Genomic DNA, 18163 nt, shown 5'->3' on the forward strand with positions numbered 1-18163 from the left:
ATACACTAGCCCGTCGTTTGCCACACGGGCCGTGCCGGTGTCGCGCCCGCGATGCCACGGGATCTACCCATGACCAACCGTCCTCCCATGCGCGTGCAGGTCCGCCTGCCCGGCGCGTCACATCCGCCCGCGGACCGCCGTCGCCTGTGGGTGATTGGAGGCATCTGGCTGCTCAGCCTGGTGCTGGCCACGATCGGAGGCTGCTGGATGGGGGCGCCGCGTGGCGAGCAGGGACAACGGTTGCAGGCGGCCGAGAAGCGTGCCGAGAGCCTGCAGGCGCAGCTGACCGAACTGCGCCAGAAGCAGGCCACGCTGGAAGCCTCCGACCGCATCAGCCGCGCCGCCAACAACGAAGTGCAGTCCTCGCTCGCCGAGCGCGACGAAGAGATCGCCGGGTTGCGCGCGGACGTCGCCTTCTATGAGCGCCTGGTCGGTTCGACCAGCCAGCGCAAGGGCCTGAACACCCACTCGATCGAGTTCAGCCCGGAATCGGCCGGCACCTGGCAGTACACCGCCGTGCTGACCCAGAACCTCAACCGCGGGGCCATCAGCCAGGGGCAGATGCGTTTCACCGTGGAAGGCGTGAAGAACGGCAAGCTGGCCACGATCAGCTGGGATGATCTGCACCAGCGCAGCAAGGTGCCGGGACAGGACTACTCGTTCCGGTACTTCCAGCAGCTCACCGGCAGCGTGATGCTGCCGGCTGACTTCACTCCGCAACGCGTGCGGGTGACATTGGGGAGTGGTGCGGGGGGCGCCACCCAGGTATTCGACTGGAAACAGGCCGGCGCGCCGGCCAGCAAAGGGGAGTAGGCAGATGTTCGGAAACAGCAAATCCAACCGTGACGGCCAGCTGGTGGTGGATGCCCTGATCGGCAACCAGGTGGTGATCCGCGGTGATGTGGAGTTCAGTGGTGGCCTGTACGTGGAAGGTCGCATCCATGGCAAGGTGATCGCCGCCGAAGGCGCCAGCACCGCGACCCTGACGCTCGCCGAGCATGGCGTGATCGAAGGGGAGATCCGTGCCCAGGTGGTGGTCATCAGCGGCCGCCTGGAGGGGGATGTCCACGCCACCGAAAAGGTCGAACTGACCCCGAGCGCGCGGGTCAACGGCAATGTCCACTACGAGGTGGTGGAGATGAACGCCGGGGCCCAGCTGAATGGACGCCTGATCCATGCCAGCGCACCGCTGGCGGCCCTGCCTGCACCCGAAAGCGGGGATCCCGCCAGTGGCAAGGGCGACACCGCGGCTCGACGCAAGCTGGCCGAAGCGATGGCTTGAAAGCCACCGCCGGTGCCCCCATGCTGATGCCATGAGCACGCTAGTCTCCCTGCCCGGCGCCCCCACGGCGGCCGCGCCCGATTACCAGTCGCTGGAGCGGCCGCTGAACTTCACCGAAGCAGCGGCCTCCAAGGTCAAGTCGTTGATCCAGGAAGAGGGCAACCCCGATCTGGCGCTGCGTGTGTATATCGAGGGTGGCGGCTGTTCGGGCTTCCAGTACGGTTTCGAGTTCGACGAGAACCGTGCCGAGGACGATCTGGCGGTACAGACCAGCGGGGTGACCCTGCTGGTCGACCCGCTCAGCCTGCAGTACCTGATGGGGGCTGAAGTGGATTACACCGAGAGCCTGACCGGCGCGCAGTTCGTGATCCGCAATCCGAACGCGAAGACCACCTGCGGTTGCGGCAGCAGCTTCAGCATGTGATTGCAGGGCGCGGGGCCTGCGCTCCGCGCCAGGTGTGTCGAGCGGTCTCCACACCTCACAGCAGAATGCGCACAGCGCCGACCTTGCCACCCGCATCGAATGGCGGCAGGCTTGCTGGATGTCCAATATTCTTTCGCCGCTGTCCGGTTTCGCCTTCATTGGCGAACCGCTGGAGCGCGCCGATGCCCTGCGCGAAGATGCCGATGTGCTGGCACGCCTGTGGCCGGATGCGCGGGTTCTCGTGCTTGACCAGGACGGCAGTGCCTTCACCGGTGCTGATGACCAGCCACTGGCGCTGACCGGCGCCGACATCGGGGGCGGCCCCGGTGCCGCGATCTTCCTGGGTCTGCGGGGTGAGCAGGCCTGGTTCTCGGTGGAAGCGTCCGCGGTTGCCGTCACTGCGCCTGGCCGGCTCGACCTGCGCCAGGCGGCACTGCTGTGGCCGGTGGCCGATGCGACCGCTTTCAGCTACGCGCGCGGCATGTCCTACTGGCATTCGCGCACGCGCTTCTGCGGCGTCTGCGGGGGGGCGGTGGCCTTTGCCCGCGGTGGCTTCGTTGGCCGCTGCGGGCAGTGCGCGACCGAGCACTATCCCCGGGTGGACCCGGCGGTGATCGTCGCGGTGGAAAACCAGGGCCGGTTGCTGCTGGGGCGGCAGTCCAACTGGGCGCCGCGCCGCTATTCGGTACTGGCGGGTTTCGTCGAACCAGGCGAGACCTTCGAACAGACCGTGGTGCGGGAAGTGCACGAGGAGAGCCGGGTGCGCATCACTGCCTGCCAGTATCTCGGTTCGCAGCCCTGGCCGTTCCCGGGCGCGCTGATGGTGGGGTTCCGCGCGCAGGCGCAGGACGATGTGCCGACCGTGGATGGCGAACTGGAGGATGCGCGCTGGTTCAGTGCCGACGAGGTGGGCGCGGCGCTGGCACGTGATGTCGAAGATGATGGCCAGGGCATCCGCCTGTCGCCGCCGATCTCGATTTCGCGGGGGCTGATCGAGCACTGGTATCGCCAACAGCGGGCGTGAAGACCGCACCGGCCTGTCAGAACGGCGGCGACCATTGCCGCCACCTGAACACGGCCCGGGTTACAGTGCGGCAGACCGCTGATGGCGGCGTCGCGACGGGTAAGGTAGCGACGCCGAGCGCCTTGTTTCGTAGGGAGACCTGCCATGTTCACCACTCTGGCTGCCGTGCTGGTTGCACTGGCCCTGGGCCATGTCGCCCCGGCCGCTGCCGCCTCGCTGCGCCGCTTTGACAGCTTCCGGCGCTGGCTGGGCTGGCTGGATGCGCACGGCGGCAAGGCCTGGCAGGGCCCCATGGGCGTGGTGCTGGCGCTGCTGCCGCCGCTGGTGTTGATGGCGCTGCTGGCCTGGCTGCTGCGGGGCGTGCTGTTCGGGCTGCCCTCGTTGCTGCTGGGCGTGGCGGTTCTGGCCTGGTGCTGGGGGCCGCGCGACCTGGACCGTGACATCGAAGCGATCATCGATGCCGATGACGCACCGACCCGGCAGGCGGCCGTGCGCCATCTGCAGGCGGCCGGTGGCAGCCTGCGCGAGGATGTACCCTCGCTGGTGGAGGCGACCGTACTCAATGCGCTGCGCCGCTGGTTTGCGGTGCTGTTCTGGTTCCTGCTGCTGGGCCCGGTGGGCGCGCTGGGCTATCGCCTGCTGGCGCTGATGTCCGAAAGCCCGATGCGTGCACGCGTACCGGTGGAACCGCTGGCAGTGGCCCAGCGCCTGCTGGGCTGGATCGAATGGCCGGTGGCACAGTTGATGGCGTTCTCGATGGCACTGGTCGGCAACTTCGACACGGCGTGGAAGGCATGGCGGCAAGCGCATGGCGAGCGCCTGGTCGGAGGCATCGGATTCCTGGGTGCGGTGGCGCGGGCCAGCGTCAATGCCGAGCTGCGCGAGGACGCGCATGACTACACCGAGGCGGGCCTGCTGCCGGTCTGGCAACGTCTGCCCGACCTGCGCGATGCCATGAGTCTGGTGTGGCGGATGCTGCTGCTGTGGCTGGCGGTGCTGGCCGTGCTGGTGATCGCCGGCTGGGTGACGTAGCCGCTGGCCAGGCGCGTGCGGCCTGACCGCAGCACGCGTTGCGACGCGCCTGGACGCGAAGTGGGAATCTAGACCGGCGCCAGTGCGGTGAACGGTGCCCACGGCAGGTTGCGCAGCAGTGCGTAACCGGGCAGCAGCCACAGCCAGAACATGGGATTGGCCAGAATCCGCATCAGCGGATCAAGCACACGCGGCCGGATGCCGGCGATGTTCAGCAGCATCAGCAGCAGCAGGGGCAGGCTGATGACCAGCAGCGGGTTCATCGCCATCGCGCCGGCCAGATCGAAATGGACCAGCGAGTAAAGGCAGCGCGTGCTGCCGCAGCCGGGGCAATACAGGCCGGTGAGTGCGTACAGCGGGCAGCCCGGCAGGGGATTGCCGGCCACGTAGGGATTGACGTTGCGCAGCACCACGGCCGCGCCTGCGGCCAGGCCGGTGGAGGCCAGCAAGGGTGCCCAGCGGGCGAGCCGGGAAGGAAGAGCGGACACGATCAGGCGAAGACGGATCCGGCGCGGACGCCGCCGGATCCGTCCGCAGGCCTCAGTAGCTGGCGTTGCTCATCGCGCCGATGCCACCGAGCACGACGAAGAACAGCACGTACAGCACGACCATGATGACCCAGGCGATGGCCGACCAGATGGCCCACTTCTTGGCCTTGGCGGACGAGTCCTGTGCACCGGCGATATCGCCAGCGGCCAGCTTGCCGTTGACCTGTGCCGCATAGACGATCGACACGATGCCGACCGGCAGGCAGCAGAGCAGGGTGCTCAGGATCGCCCAGACCAGGTTGTTCGGGACCTGCGGAGTAGCGGTATTCATGATTCAAGCTCCTTGATGGGTGGTGGTGGATCAATGGTCGGAAAGAGCGCCCAGTGCGGCCAGGCCGCCGAAGAGCCCGAACCACAACAGCAACAGGACCGGCAGGGCCGCGGCCGAAGCCGCCGCCCACCAGCCCGCCTTGCGTGACGCGCTATAGGCTCCCGCCAGATCGCCGGCCGCGCGGCGGCCATCGACCTGGGCGGCATACACGATCGACACCACGCCCAACGGCAGGCAGCAGAACAGCGTCGTCAGGATCGCCCACACCAGATGGTTGGGGATGTAGACCGGACGGCCGAGTGGTGGCGGTTGATTCAACGTGAGACTCCATTCCTTGGTGGCCGACCGTTGTGAACGGGCCGGACCTCCCCCCTGTGGGTGCGTAATCTACCGCAACCTGCGTCGCATGTATGCGTTTTCAGCCCGGCAATGACGGGCATGGCGCTTGACGCTGGCGTATGTGGGGCGGGGGCCGGCTACGCGCGAACGGGGGGATTGCGTCAGGCGTGATCGCCGCGAAGGGCGCGGACCTGGGCTTCCAGTGCCGGCGCGTCGGTGCTGCGACCATCGATGGCAGGCGCCGCCACCACCTCGACGGTGGCGCGGAAGCGGCGCGGAACCCGCATGCGGCCAAGCCGGCTGTCGCGCCGGCTCCACATGCTCGACCACATCCCGCGCAGGGCCATCGGCACCACCGGCACCGGCCGGCGTTCGAGGATCTTCTCGACGCCGGACTTGAACGGCGCCATCTGCCCATCGCGGGTGAGTGCTCCCTCCGGGAAGATGCAGACCAGCTCACCCTCGGCCAGCGCCGCATCGATCTCCTCGAACGCGCGCTGCATCAAGGCCTCGTCCTCGCGGGCCCCGGCAATCGGGATGGCCTTGGCGGTGCGGAAGATCCAGCGCATCACCGGGATGTTGAAGATCCTGTAGTACATGACGAAGCGTACGGGGCGCGGAATCGTCGCCGACAGGATCAGTGCATCCATGTAGCTGACATGATTGCAGACGATCAGTGCTGCGCCTTCATCCGGCACATTGGCTTCGATGCCATGCGGGCGCAGCCGGTACAGGGTGCGCACCATCACCCAGCTCAGGAAGCGCATCAGGAATTCGGGGACGATGGTGAAGATGTAGATCGCCACCACGGCATTGGCGATCGCCAGCGCCAGGAACAGCTGCGGGATGCTCCAGTGCAGCAGTTCGCGCGCGGCCAGCGACAGCAGTGCGGCGGACACGATGAAACCGGAGTTCTGGATGTTCAACGCGGCGAACACGCGTGACATCTGCGCCTTCGGCGTGCGGCTCTGGATCAGGGCGAACAGCGGAACGACGAAGATGCCGGTGAACAGGCCGATTCCGACAAGGTCGATGACGATGCGCACACTGCCGGGCTGCTGCAGGAACTGGGTGATGCTCAGCCCCTGCACGGTGGCCTCACCGCTGCGGGCGAAGTACAGATCGAGCAGGAACGCGGTCATGCCGAACGCGCCCAGCGGCACCAGGCCGATCTCCACCGTGCGCGCCGACAGCCTCTCGCACAGCAGCGAGCCAACGCCGGTGCCGATGGAAAACAGCGCCAGTGCCAGCAGGTACAGCTTGGGTTCGCCGCCCAGGTTGGCCAGCGCATAATTCGGCAGCTGCGAGGTCAGCACGGTGCCGATGAACCAGAACCAGGACACGCCCAGGATCGCGTTGCGCACCGCCTTCTGCTGGCGTGCCATGCGCAGCACCACCAGCGACTCCGGCAATGGGTTCCAGTTGATCTTCAGGCCCGGGTCGCCGGCATCGACCTTGGGAATCATCCGCGCCGCGATGTTGCCGCAGACCGCCAGGGCGATGACCAGCGATGCCGCGAACACGGGCCCGTGGCTGCCGGCCAGCAGGAACACGGCGCCGCCGATGATCATCCCTGACAGGATCGAGATCGATGTGCCCATCTCCACCAGCCCGTTGCCACCGGTCAGCTCCTCGGGTTTGAGTACCGAGGGCAGCACCGAGTACTTCACTGGGCCGAACAGGGTCGACTGCATGCCGGTGCAGAACAGCGCCACCAGCAGGAACGGCAGGTTCTCGGTGAGGAAGCCGATCGCTGCCAGCGACATGATCACGATCTCCATCGTGGTGGTGATCACGATCAGCCGCGACTTCTCCAGTTTGTCGGCGATCTGCCCGGCCAATGCCGAGAACAGGAAATAGGGAAGAATGAAGATCGCTGGCGCCAGCGTGGTGTACAGCGAACGCTGCTCTTCGGACACGCCCAGGTAGAACAGCAGGCCGATGATGGCCTGCCGGTATACGTTGTCGTTGAAAGCGCCCAGCGCCTGCACGATGAAGAACGGCAGGAAGCGGCGCTGGCGCAGCAGGGCGAACTGGTTGTGACCGGACATGGAATCTCCTTGACCGGCGCAGCCTAGCATTCCTGCCCGCCGGCCGGGCCCGGATCCAGTGCTGCCGGGCGGCGGTCAGGTCAGGCTGCGTACGGCCTCGTTGGCGGCGGCACGCAGCTTCGGCAGCAGGCGCAGCACCAGCGCCATCTGGGTGCGGATCAACTGCAGCTTCGGTGGCATCACGTCCTCGATCTGCTCCAGCTCCGCAGCGACTGCGCGGTCGGCATCATTGTCATCCTCCGCGACCGCCTGCCGTGCGGCCAGCGCGCCGGCCAGCTGCTGCAGCGCCTTGCGTACCCGGTCGCCGGCGGCCAGTGCCAGCGGGTCGCCGGCGTAGCTGTCGACCTGGTCGCGGTGGGCACCCAGTGCCGACAGATGACCGAGCAGGGTGTTGGACAACGCCAGGAAGTGGAAGCCGGCATCCAGGTTGCGGCGTACATGGCCGGGCTCGCGCAGCATGTTCGACAGTGCAGTGGACAGCGCCGCATCGGCGTTGTGCATGTCGCGGCGGGCGATACGGTAGGCCAGGTCGTCGTGCATGCCACTGCGGTACTGGCCCAGCACCGCATCCAGGTAACGCGCGGCGGTATCCAGTACCCGTGACAGCACCCGATGCAGCTGGCGTCCCTGCCAGTCCGGCAGGATCAGGAAGGCGGCCGCCGCAGCGATCGCACAGCCCAGGATCGTATCCACCATGCGCGGCACGATCAGCACGAAGCCATCGCCGATCAGGTTGAAGCAGGTCAGCGCCATCACCGTGATCGCGGCCGAGGCCACCAGGTAGCGATCGGTGCGGGTGAAGAAGAACAGCAGCGCCGACAGCAAGGCGATCAGCAGCTGCACGTGCAGCTGTGGGAACAGCTGCAGCAGGGCCCAGGTCAATACCAGGCCGGCCAGGGTGCCGACGATGCGCTGTGCCAGGCGCTGGCGCGTGGCGCCGAAGTTCGGCCGGCACACGAAGACGATGGTCAACAGCACCCATGAACCGTTCTGGGCATTGAACAGGCGGATCGCCAGGAAGCCGGCGATCAGCGCCAGCGCCATGCGCAGGCCATGGCGGAACAGCACCGAGCCGGGCGTGAGTTGCTGGCGCAGCCGTACCCCCATCTCGCGCAGGGTGTGCGGGTTGCTGTCACGCAGGCGCGTGTCGACATTGTCCAGGCTGGCCTCGGAGCGTTCGGCGTCGAGCAGCCGGCGCTCGATGCTGCGCAGGTTGTGCACCAGCAGATCCAGCGAACCGAGCAGGCGCTGCCATTGCGGACGCTGCTGGTCGCGCAGGTAGGCCAGCGCGTCGGCGAGGTCGCGTCCGGCCTGCTGGTTGCTCTCGCCATACACGAACGGGCGGCGCAGGCGGATGGCTTCGCCCAGACGCGCGCAGGCCTGCCCCTGCAGGTCGAGCAGGCGCTGGCAGCGGTACAGCACGTCGCTGTGGAAGAACGCATCCACCAGTGCGCCATAGGGATAGTGCGAGGAGCTGGCGCGCTCGTGGAAATCCTGCGCCATGTAGTACAGGCGCAGGTACAGGCCGGAGTTGACCCCGGGCCGGCCGGAACGGCCGAAGCGCGCAAGGATCGCTGTCTTTGCTTCGTTCAGGGCTCCCACCACACGCCGGTTCTGTTCGGCCAGGTCCAGCTGGCGGCGCTGCAGGTCGGCCTCACGCACCGGCTCGAACAAGGCGGCTTTCAGCTGCAGGTAGCGGCCCAGTTCCTGGTAAAGACGGGCCACGCGTTCGCGCACCGGGCGGTTGGCGAACAGCGCGGTCCAGACGATGGACAGCAGGCCATACCAGACCGCACCGGCCAGCAGGTGGCTGACCGCATGCAACGCACGTGGCAGATCTCCGGCGCCGCCATGCTGTTCCAGCCCGATCATGGTGTAGATGGCCAGGGTGACCGTGGCCTGGGCGATGGAGGCGTAGCGTTCGCCCAGAGCGCCCAGCAGGGTCAGGCCGAAGGTGGACAGCGCCAGTGCGCCGATGAACAGCCACGGCCACGGGAACAGCGCGATCACCGAGGCGGCGGCGATGCAGAAGCACAGCAGCGACAGCAGCACCGCCTTGGTGCGGCCCCACCAGTTGTCGTCGGTTTCGGCGATCGCGCTGGCGATGATGCCAAGGAACGCCCCGGGCAGCGCGGGGAGCGCGTCCAGCTGCCAGCACACGGCCATCGCAGCCGACAGGGCGATGAACACGCGCAGGCCATAGCTGGCTTTCTCGTGTGCCCACAGGCGGCTGAGGCGGGAATGGGACGCGGACATGCAGGCTCGGGCGGCGGATTGCCTCCATTATGGCGGTGTGCGCGTGGGTGCGGTGTTCAATGTGCGGACCCACGGTCCGCACCCGCACAAGCCGGGTTACATCTCCCAGCGCACGCTCACCGCGAAGGTGCGCGGCAGGCCGACGCCCGCGTTCGACCAGTACCTGCGATTGGCCAGGTTCTCCACGCTGGCGCGCAGGGTGACCGGGTGCCCCGACGCCATCAGGCGGTAGCCCACACCGGCATTGACCAGGGTGTAGTGGGGCAGCTTCAGGGTATTGTCGGCGTCGTACCAGACATCGCCGTAGTAGCGCACGGCAGCATAGGTTTCCAGTCCATCGACCCACGGTAGCTGGTAGCTGGCATGCAGCACACCGCTCCAGCGCGCGGCGCCGACGGTGCGGTTGCCTTCCTGCGCGGCATTGTCGGGCGACAGCCTGTCGTAGGTCGGGTCCAGCCAGGTCACGCCGCCACCCACGGTCAGCGCATCGGTCAGGTGCAGGTCGGCGCTGGCTTCCACGCCTTCGTACAGGGTGATGCCATCCTGCACCAGGCGCAGGCCGGCGTCGGTGGGCTGGTCGATGTTGGCACCGCGTTCCAGGCGGAATGCGGCCACGTTCGCATTCCAGCGCGAGGCTTCCACCTTGGCGCCGACTTCGTACTGCTTGCTGATGGTCGGACCCAGCACATCACCGGCGTTGATGTAGGGGTTGCCCACGCGGCTGCCGGCTTCCAGCGATTCAATGTAGCTGGCGTACAGGGTCACGGCCTCGCTGGGCTTGAACATCACCGCATAGGTCGGGGTGACCGGGTAGGTGTGGTAACGGCCCTTGGTCTCGAAGTCGTTGTAGCGCCAGCCGGCCAGCACCGACCAGTCCCCGCCGAAGTCCACGGTATCGCTGGCGAATACGGCCTGCTGCACGGTTTCATCGCCGCGGGTCATCACCCGCGAACCCACCGCGTCGTGGCGGATGGCCGAACGCTGGTACAGGTTGGCGCGACCAATGGTGTTCCACTCGTAGGGGCGGTCCCAGCCCAGCCCGGTCTGGTGGCTGACGCCGGCCACCAGCTGGTGCTGCAGCGGGCCGGTGCGGAAGCCGCCCTGCACCAGCGCCTGCGCCAGTTTCCATTGGCTCTTGCCGCCCAGCTCATACACATTCACGTTGTAGTCGCCGTTCGGATCGTCGATGTAGGCGAAGATCTTGTTGACGTCGTTCCAGGAGGTGGTGACGCCGTAGCTCAGGCTGGCCTTCCAGCCGCTGTTGATCTGCCAGGTGAACGCCGTGGACAGCAGGCTGGAACGGGTATCGTAGTAGGTGCCCGGCACGCTGTTGTCGACGTCGCCGGCAATCGGCCGCGGCAGCGAGGTCATGCCGATGAAGTAGTACTGCGGCGACTCTTCGCTCAGGTCGCGGGACTGGAACACGCCGTCGAAGGTCCAGGTGAGCGCATCGCTCAGGCGCGCGTCCAGCGACAGCGCGCCGACCTTGCGGTCGACATGGCCGCCGTTGAAGGTTTCGCCCTTCTCCTGATACGCGTTGAAGCGATAGCCGAACATATCTTCGTTTCCGAAGCGGCCGCCAGCATCGACACCACCACTGATGATGGCCTGTTCGCGCCAGCCCAGCTGCGCCGAGAAGGCAGGGGTATCGGTCGGCTTCTTGGTGATGTAGTTGACGATGCCGCCGGGCGCGCCGAAGCCGTACAGGAAGCCGCCGGGGCCCTTCAGCAGGTCCACCTGTTCCATCACTTCCAGCGGCCATTCGGTGCCCCACGAGGACACCTGCAGACCGTTCACGCGGTAGCTGTCGTAGTTCAGATCGATGCCGCGGTTGCGGATGGGCGAGCTCCAGCCGCTGGCGTAGGCGCTTACCTGGGTGGCGACCGATGGATCGAACAGGAAGGCTTCGCCCAGCGATACGACCTGGCGCTGCTCGAGCTGTTCGCGGCCGACCGCAGTAATGGCGAACGGGGTATCGCGCAGGGCACGGTCACCCAGCGCGCCGGCTTCGGTGTGGGTGCGTTCGCCGACCACCTTGATGGCGTCCAGGTCGGTGGCGCTGCGGGCATCAGCCGGGGCTTGCGCATGGGCTGCGCAGGCGGTGGACAGGGCGGCGGCCAGCAGGGCCAGGCGCGGGGTGCGGAACGAAGGCATCGATCGGATTCCTCGGCGGACGGCCACAGGCCATCCACCCATGGTTGGGGGAAGAGGCAGTGGCTGGGATCACGCAGGCTGTCCGTGAACTGGGAGCGGGGCGCCGTAGGGGCGCAGGACCATGGCTGGTTGCGAATTGTTCTCTTTTCGTTACAGCGCGTCAAACCGTGAGCGTCGCCCGGGTGGTAGCGGCGCGCCGGGCGTGGCCCGGCGCTACCGAGGCTAGGCGCGCTGCGCGCGCTTGAGCAGTTTCGCCTCGCGCCTGCGCGCGCGCCGCGCCCGCCAACGCTCGGCCAGGCAGGAGAAGATCACGTACAGGGCCGGCGTGCTGAGCAGGGTCAGACTCTGCGAGAACAGCAGGCCACCGATCATCGCGATGCCCAGCGGCCGGCGCAGCTCCGACCCTTCGCCCAGGCCGATTGCCAGCGGAACCGCAGCCAGGATGGCCACCATCGTGGTCATCATGATCGGCCGGAAGCGGACGATGCTGGCCTCGCGTGCGGCCTCGCGCGGGGTCAGTCCGTGCTCGCGCTGCGCCACCAGCGCGAAGTCGATCATCATGATCGCGTTCTTCTTGACGATGCCGATCAGCAGCACCAGCGCGATCATCGAGATGACCGACAGCTCGGTGTTGGTACCGAACAGGGCCAGCAGCGCGCCTACGCCTGCCGCCGGCAGCGTGGACAGGATCGTCACCGGATGGATCAGGCTTTCGTACAGCATGCCCAGCACCAGGTACACGGTCAGGATCGCCGCCAATACCAGGATCAGCATGTCGCTGGGATCGGAATTGAAGCCAAAGCCCGCATCGTCGGCCAGGCGGATGTCGCCCGGCATGCGCATGCCGGCCACGGTCGCATCGATGATCGCCTTTGCCTCGCCCATGCTGACGCCGGGGGCGAGGTTGTAGCTCAGGTCCATCGTCGTGTACTGGTTCTCATGCGTGATCTGCGAAGGCGCCAGCCCCGGTACCTGGGTGGCCACCGCAGTGATCGGCACCATCTCGCCATTGCCTGCGCGCACATGGACCTCGTCCAGTGCGGTGGGGGTCGCCGTCTGCGAAGGCAGGGCATTGACCACGACGCTGTACTGGTTGATGTCCGAGTAGATCGTCGAGATCTGGCGCTGGCCGAATGCACCGTACAGCGCACCGTCGATGGCACCGACCGAGACGCCCAGTCGCGCGGCCTTGGCGCGGTCGATCACGATGTTCTGACGCAGGCCGGCGTTGTCCACGTCGGTGCCGACATCGCGCAGCTTGGGGTTCTTCTTCAGTTCCGCCTGCAGCTTCGGCAACCACTCCTGCAGCGCCGCCAGATCGTTGCCCTGCAGCGAGATGCGGTACTGCGCGCCCTGGCTGGAGCCGCCGCCGTCGTTGCTGGGCAGATCCTGGATGGCGCGCAGCCGCAGCTGCAGGTCGGGATAGCGGTCGGCCTTGGCGCTCAGTCGCGCCAGTGCGTGCGCGGTGGTCTCGCGGCGGCCTTCCTTGCGTGACTTCAGTTCGACATTGAACTGCGCGCTGGAACCCTGGCGGCCACTGCCCAGGCGCACGCCGACGGTCTTCACCGCCGGGTCGGCCATCAGCATGTCGGTGATGCGGCGCTGGCGGTTGACCATGTCCTCGAAGGACACGGTCGCGCTGGAGTTGGCGCGGCCCCAGATGAGCCCGGTGTCCTGTGGCGGGAAGGCGCCCTTCTTCACCGCGCCGAACAGGAAGACGGTCACGCCGATCAGGATCAGCGGCGTGAGCGAGAGCAGCAACGCGTGGCGCAGGGAGAAATCGAGGAACACCGTGTAGATGCGCAGCATGCGTTCGTGGCCGGCGTCCAGCCAGCGGCCCAGGCGCGAGGGTGCCGCGCGATGGTCGTGCGCACTGAGGAACCGGCTGCACAGCGCCGGCGTCAGCGTCAGCGAGACGATCATCGAGACCACGATCGCCGCCACCAGGGTGACGGTGAACTCACGGAAGAACGCGCCCATCATGCCGCTGGCGAACAGCAGCGGGATGAACACCGCAACCAGCGAGGCGGTAATCGAGACGATCGTGAAGCCGATCTCGCGTGCGCCTGTGAACGCCGCCTGCAGGCGCGGCATGCCTTCGTCGAGGTGGCGCATGATGTTCTCGATCACCACGATCGCATCGTCCACCACGAAGCCGATCGCGATCACCAGCGCCAGCAGGCTCAGGTTGTTCAGGGTGAAGCCCAGCGCATACATCACCAGTGCGGCGCCGGCCAGCGACAGCGGCACCGTCACGGCCGCGATCAGGGTCGGGGCGAGCCGGCGCAGGAACAGCGCCATGGTCAGCACCACCATCGCCAGGCTGATCAGCAGGGTGATCTGCACTTCGTGCAGCGACGAGCGGATCGTCGGCGTGCGGTCGAAGTATGGCGTCATCGTGGTGCCCGGCTGCAGGTAGTCACGCAGCGTCGGGATCTGCGCCTTCACCCGGTCGACGGTCTCCACGATGTTGGCGCCGGCGCGGGTGAACACATACATGACCACCGCGGGCTTGTGGTCGAACCATGCCGCCTGGTAGGCGTCCTGCTGGCCGTCGTAGACGTTGGCGACGTCCTTCAGGCGGATCACCCGGCCGTCGCCTTCGGTCTTCACCACCAGGTTGGCGAAGTCCGCAGCGCGGGCCACCGAATCGTTGGTGATGATCGCGGTGGTGGAGTTGCCATCGCTGAGAAAGCCGGTCGGCGAGGTCACATTGGCCGCGCGCACCGCGTTGCGCAGGTCGTCGGCGGTCAGGCCCAGCGCGTTCATCAGCCGCAGGTTCACGTCCACGCGCACTGCCGGCGTCGACGCGCCGGCGATGTCCACGGAGGCCACGCCGCTGATCTGGCGGATGCGCTGGGCCAGCAGCGAGTCGGCCACGTTGTACAGCTCATCGGCCGACTGCGTCTGCGAGGTCAGTGCGATGGCGATCACCGGGTCGTCGTTCGGATTCGCCTTCTGGTACATCGGCGAGCCCATGCCCGAGGGCAGATCGGCCTGCGCGGAATTGATCGCGGTCTGCACGTCCAGCGCCGCCGAATCGATGTCACGGTCGCTCTGGAAGATCATGAACACCAGCGAGCTGCCTTCCGAGCTCGACGAGCGCATGCGGTCGATGCCCGGCAGCTGGCCCAGATGACGCTCCAGTGGTGCGGTGACCGTGGAGGCCATCGTCGCCGCGTCGGCACCGGCCTGGCTGGCGTGCACGAAGATCACCGGAATCTGGATGTTCGGCAGTGCCGAAACACCCAGCCTCAGGTAGCAGATCAGGCCCACCATGAACAGGCCGATGGCCAGCAGGGCGGTACCGATCGGGCGGCGGATGAAGGGGCCGGACAGGTTCATCGCGCGGCCCCCCGCAGCAGCGGGGCAGGGGTCATGCCTGCGGCTCCTGCAGCGTGCCCTCGCGCAGTGCGCGTTGCTCGCGGCGGCGCGCCAGCCACTCGGAGAAGCGCTCCATGTACAGGTAGATCACCGGCGTGGTGTACAGCGTCACCAGCTGCGAGAGCAGCAGGCCGCCGACGATGGCGATGCCCAGCGGACGGCGCAGTTCCGAGCCGATGCCGGTACCCAGCGCGAGTGGCAGCGCGCCGAGCATGGCCGCAGCCGTGGTCATCATGATCGGGCGGAAGCGCAGCAGGCAGGCGCGGCGGATCGCTTCATGCGCGTTGGCACCAGCGCGGCGTGCTTCGATCGCGAAGTCCACCATCATGATGCCGTTCTTCTTGACGATGCCGATCAGCAGCACGATGCCGACGATGCCGTCCACCGACAGGCTCAGGCCACACAGCATCAGCGCCAGCAGCGCGCCGACGCCTGCCGGCGGCAGGGTCGAGATGATCGTGATCGGATGGATGTAGCTCTCGTACAGCACGCCCAGCACGATGTAGATGACCACCAGCGAGGCCAGCAGCAGCCACACCACATCGGTCTGGCTGCCGGTGAACTCGGCGGCCTTGCCGATGAACTCGGCATGCAGGTGCGCCGGCATGTCCAGACTGTCCTTGGTCTCCTGGATCGCGCGTACCGCTTCGGACAGCGAATAGCCCGGCGCGACGTTGAACGAGACGGTCACGGCCGGCAGCTGCTGCTGGTGGCTGACCACCAGCGGCGCGCTGGTCACCTGGCCTTCGGCCAGCGCCGACAACGGAATGATGCTGCCGGCACCGACCGTGATGCCGGTGTTCTGCGCGCCGATGCCGGTGGCCGTGGAGGAGTTGGAGGAGGTGACCTGGCCGAAGCTGGTGGCGTTGGTGCCGGTCAGCGCGCCAGCACCGTTGGAGGCCACCGCCAGCTGCTCCATCAACGCGGTGCTGGTGCGGAACTCCGGTGCCACTTCCAGCACCACGCGGTACTGGTTGAGCTCGGTGAAGATGGTTGAGATCTGGCGCTGGCCGAACGCATCGTAGAGCGTGTCGTCGATGGTCTGCATCGGCACGCCCAGCACGCTGGCCTTGTCACGATCGATCGTCAGCTGCAGGGCACGGCCCTGGTTGGACAGGTTGTTGTCCACGTCGGCCAGCTCCGGCCGCTGGCGCAGGGCCTCGGTCAGGCGCGTGGCCTGGGTGGCGACGGTGGCCGCGTCCACGTCCGACAGGGAGTACTGGTACTCGGTCGCGGCCACGCGGGTGTCGAGGGTGACGTCCTGCACCGGCTTCAGATACAACGCTACGCCGGGAATCCCGGCGACGGCCTCCTGCAGGCGCGGCAGGATCCGGTCCAGCCCATCACGCTGGCTGCGCTCCTTCAGCACGATCGACAACTGGCCCTGGTTGAGCGTGGGGTTCATGCTGCCAGCGCCGATGAAAGCCGACACGCCAGTCACATCCGGATCCTTGCGCAGCGCTTCGGCCACCTGCCTGGTGCGCTGCTCCATCTGCGGGAACGCGATGTTCTGGTCGGCCTGCACCACGCCGGTGATCAGGCCGGTGTCCTGCTCGGGCAGCAGGCCCTTGGGAATCAGCACGTACAGCAGAACGGTCAGCACAAGGGCGCCGCCGGCCACGGCCAGGGTCAGGCGCTGGTGGTCCAGCACCCAGTCCAGGCTGCGCTCATACAGGCCGACGGTGCGGCTCCACACGGTCTGCTTGCCGGCCGCGTGCGCACGTTCATGCGCGTCCTCGCCTTCCGGCAGCGCGTCGGGCTTGAGCAGGTAGGCGCACATCATCGGGGTGAGCGTCAGCGAGATCAGCATCGACAGCACGACCGCGATGCTCAGCACCCAGGCGAACTCATGGAACAGGCGGCCGGTGACGCCGGGCATCAGCAGCAGCGGCAGGAACACTGCCACCAGCGATACCGTCAGCGACAGCACGGTGAAGCCGATCTGGCGCGCACCGATCTCGGCCGCTTCCTTGCCGCTCTTGCCCTGCTCGATGTAACGGACGATGTTCTCGATCATGACGATGGCATCGTCGACAACGAAGCCGGTGGCGACCACCAGTGCCATCAGCGAAAGGTTGTCCAGCGACATGCCGGTGAACGCCATCACCGCGAACGTGCCGGCCAGCGACAACGGTACCGCCACCGAAGGAATGATCGTGGCCCACAGGCGGCGCAGGAACACGAAGATCACCGCCACGACCAGGCCGATGGTCAGTACCAGGGTGAACTGCACTTCGTGCACGGAGGCGCGGATGGTCTCGGTACGGTCGTTGAAGATCTCCAGATGCACGTCGGCCGGCAGCACGCCCTGCAACTGCGGCAGGATCGCGCGGATGCGCTCGACGGTCTGCACGATGTTGGCGCCCGGCTGGCGGCGCACTTCGAGAAGGACAGCCGGCTTGCCGTCGGCCCATGCGGCCAGCTGGTCGTTCTCCACGCCGTCCACCACCGCGGCCACGTCCGACAGCCGCACCGGGCGGCCGTTCTTGTAGCTGATGATGGTGTCGCGGTATTCGGCGGCACTGGACAGCTGGTCATTGGTGCCGATGCTGTAGGACTGCGTCTTGCCGTTCAGCGAGCCCTTCGGCGCATTGACGTTGGCCTGGGTGAGCGCGCTGCGCAGTTCTTCCAGGGTCAGGCCCATGTTCGACAGCTGCGCCGGATTGACCTGGATGCGCACCGCCGGGCGGACATTGCCGGCGATCGACACCAGGCCCACGCCCTGCACCTGCGACAGGCGCTGGGCCAGGATCGAATCGGCGTAGTTGTTGACCTCCCGCAGCGGGCGCGTGTCCGAGGTGAGCTTCAGGGTGACGATGGCCGCATCGGCGGGGTTCACCCGGTTGTAGACCGGCTGGTAGGGCAGCGACGAGGGCAGGGTGGCCTGGCGGATCGCCGCCTGCACGTCCTGCGCGGCGATATCGATGTCGCGGTCCATCGAGAACTGCAGGATGATCGTCGACAGCCCGGCCGACGAATCGGACGTCATCAGGTCCAGGCCGGAGATCTGGCCGAACTGCCGCTCCAGCGGGGTGGTGACCAGCGAGGCCATCGTGGTGGCATTGGCACCCGGGTACTGGGTGGTGACCACCAGGCTGGGCGCATCGATTTCCGGCAGTGCCGACACCGGCAGCTTGCGATAACCGAGAATGCCCAGCAGCAACAGGCCCGCCATCAGCAGCGAGGTGGCGATCGGGCGGCGGATGAAGATCGTCGAAAAGCCCACGGACTGATCCTTGCTGGCGCTTCAATGGCAGCGCCGGCGTCGATGCCGGCGCGAAAGGAATCGGTGGCCTGCGCTCAGCGCGGGCCACCACCGCGGCGGCCAGCGCCGCCCCACATAGGTTGGGGCGGCGGAAAATAGGGCGCCGGTGGTGGAAGCCGGGGGTCACCCGGCG

The 18163-nt window shown here is 67.2% G+C and carries 13 protein-coding genes; 5 read left to right on the forward strand and 8 right to left on the reverse strand.

Annotated elements, in window-relative coordinates; translation table 11 throughout:
• The first annotated feature begins 69 nt into the window (after nt 1-69).
• The 5 genes from ACVOMM_RS02675 to ampE all read left to right on the forward strand — a co-directional run bounded on the left by ACVOMM_RS02675 (nt 70) and on the right by ampE (nt 3762).
• Nucleotides 70-813, forward strand: coding sequence for a DUF6776 family protein (locus tag ACVOMM_RS02675; protein WP_053515594.1), 744 nt, complete (start codon nt 70-72; stop codon nt 811-813).
• Nucleotides 814-817: 4 nt separating this feature from the next.
• Complete coding sequence (locus ACVOMM_RS02680) at nt 818-1282, forward strand: bactofilin family protein (protein ID WP_053515596.1); 465 nt, start codon at nt 818-820, stop codon at nt 1280-1282.
• A gap of 31 nt (nt 1283-1313) precedes the next feature.
• Nucleotides 1314-1706: an iron-sulfur cluster insertion protein ErpA gene (gene erpA, locus ACVOMM_RS02685; protein ID WP_053515598.1), complete on the forward strand. Its 393-nt coding sequence runs from the start codon at nt 1314-1316 to the stop codon at nt 1704-1706.
• Nucleotides 1707-1824: 118 nt separating this feature from the next.
• Nucleotides 1825-2730 carry an NAD(+) diphosphatase gene (nudC, locus tag ACVOMM_RS02690; RefSeq protein WP_164151968.1) on the forward strand — a complete coding sequence of 302 codons (906 nt, stop codon included), beginning with the start codon at nt 1825-1827 and terminating at the stop codon, nt 2728-2730.
• Between the two features lie 144 nt (nt 2731-2874).
• Nucleotides 2875-3762: a regulatory signaling modulator protein AmpE gene (gene ampE / locus ACVOMM_RS02695; RefSeq protein ID WP_053515600.1), complete on the forward strand. Its 888-nt coding sequence runs from the start codon at nt 2875-2877 to the stop codon at nt 3760-3762.
• A gap of 68 nt (nt 3763-3830) precedes the next feature.
• On the opposite strand, the gene ACVOMM_RS02700 is transcribed toward ampE, so the two are convergent.
• The 8 genes from ACVOMM_RS02700 to ACVOMM_RS02735 form a co-directional block, all read right to left on the reverse strand.
• Complete coding sequence (locus tag ACVOMM_RS02700; RefSeq protein ID WP_053515602.1) at nt 3831-4250, reverse strand: DUF2752 domain-containing protein; 420 nt, start codon at nt 4248-4250, stop codon at nt 3831-3833.
• Between the two features lie 52 nt (nt 4251-4302).
• Nucleotides 4303-4581, reverse strand: a complete 279-nt coding sequence (locus tag ACVOMM_RS02705; protein WP_481525856.1) for a CD225/dispanin family protein — start codon at nt 4579-4581, stop codon at nt 4303-4305.
• Between the two features lie 30 nt (nt 4582-4611).
• Nucleotides 4612-4899 carry a CD225/dispanin family protein gene (locus ACVOMM_RS02710; protein WP_053515606.1) on the reverse strand — a complete coding sequence of 96 codons (288 nt, stop codon included), beginning with the start codon at nt 4897-4899 and terminating at the stop codon, nt 4612-4614.
• 182 nt (nt 4900-5081) lie between these two features.
• Nucleotides 5082-6971, reverse strand: coding sequence for an MFS transporter (locus tag ACVOMM_RS02715; protein WP_476340217.1), 1890 nt, complete (start codon nt 6969-6971; stop codon nt 5082-5084).
• Between the two features lie 75 nt (nt 6972-7046).
• Nucleotides 7047-9227, reverse strand: coding sequence for a YccS family putative transporter (gene yccS / locus ACVOMM_RS02720; RefSeq protein ID WP_065174388.1), 2181 nt, complete (start codon nt 9225-9227; stop codon nt 7047-7049).
• 96 nt (nt 9228-9323) lie between these two features.
• Nucleotides 9324-11381, reverse strand: a complete 2058-nt coding sequence (locus tag ACVOMM_RS02725; RefSeq protein WP_481525857.1) for a TonB-dependent siderophore receptor — start codon at nt 11379-11381, stop codon at nt 9324-9326.
• Nucleotides 11382-11603: 222 nt separating this feature from the next.
• Nucleotides 11604-14726, reverse strand: coding sequence for an efflux RND transporter permease subunit (locus ACVOMM_RS02730; protein ID WP_065174390.1), 3123 nt, complete (start codon nt 14724-14726; stop codon nt 11604-11606).
• A 31-nt stretch (nt 14727-14757) separates the two neighbouring features.
• On the reverse strand, nt 14758-17991 hold the full coding sequence (locus ACVOMM_RS02735) for an efflux RND transporter permease subunit (RefSeq protein WP_459062388.1): 3234 nt from the start codon (nt 17989-17991) through the stop codon (nt 14758-14760).
• Between the last annotated feature and the right edge of the window lie 172 nt (nt 17992-18163).

The organism is Stenotrophomonas sp. STEN009 (genome assembly GCF_056760395.1).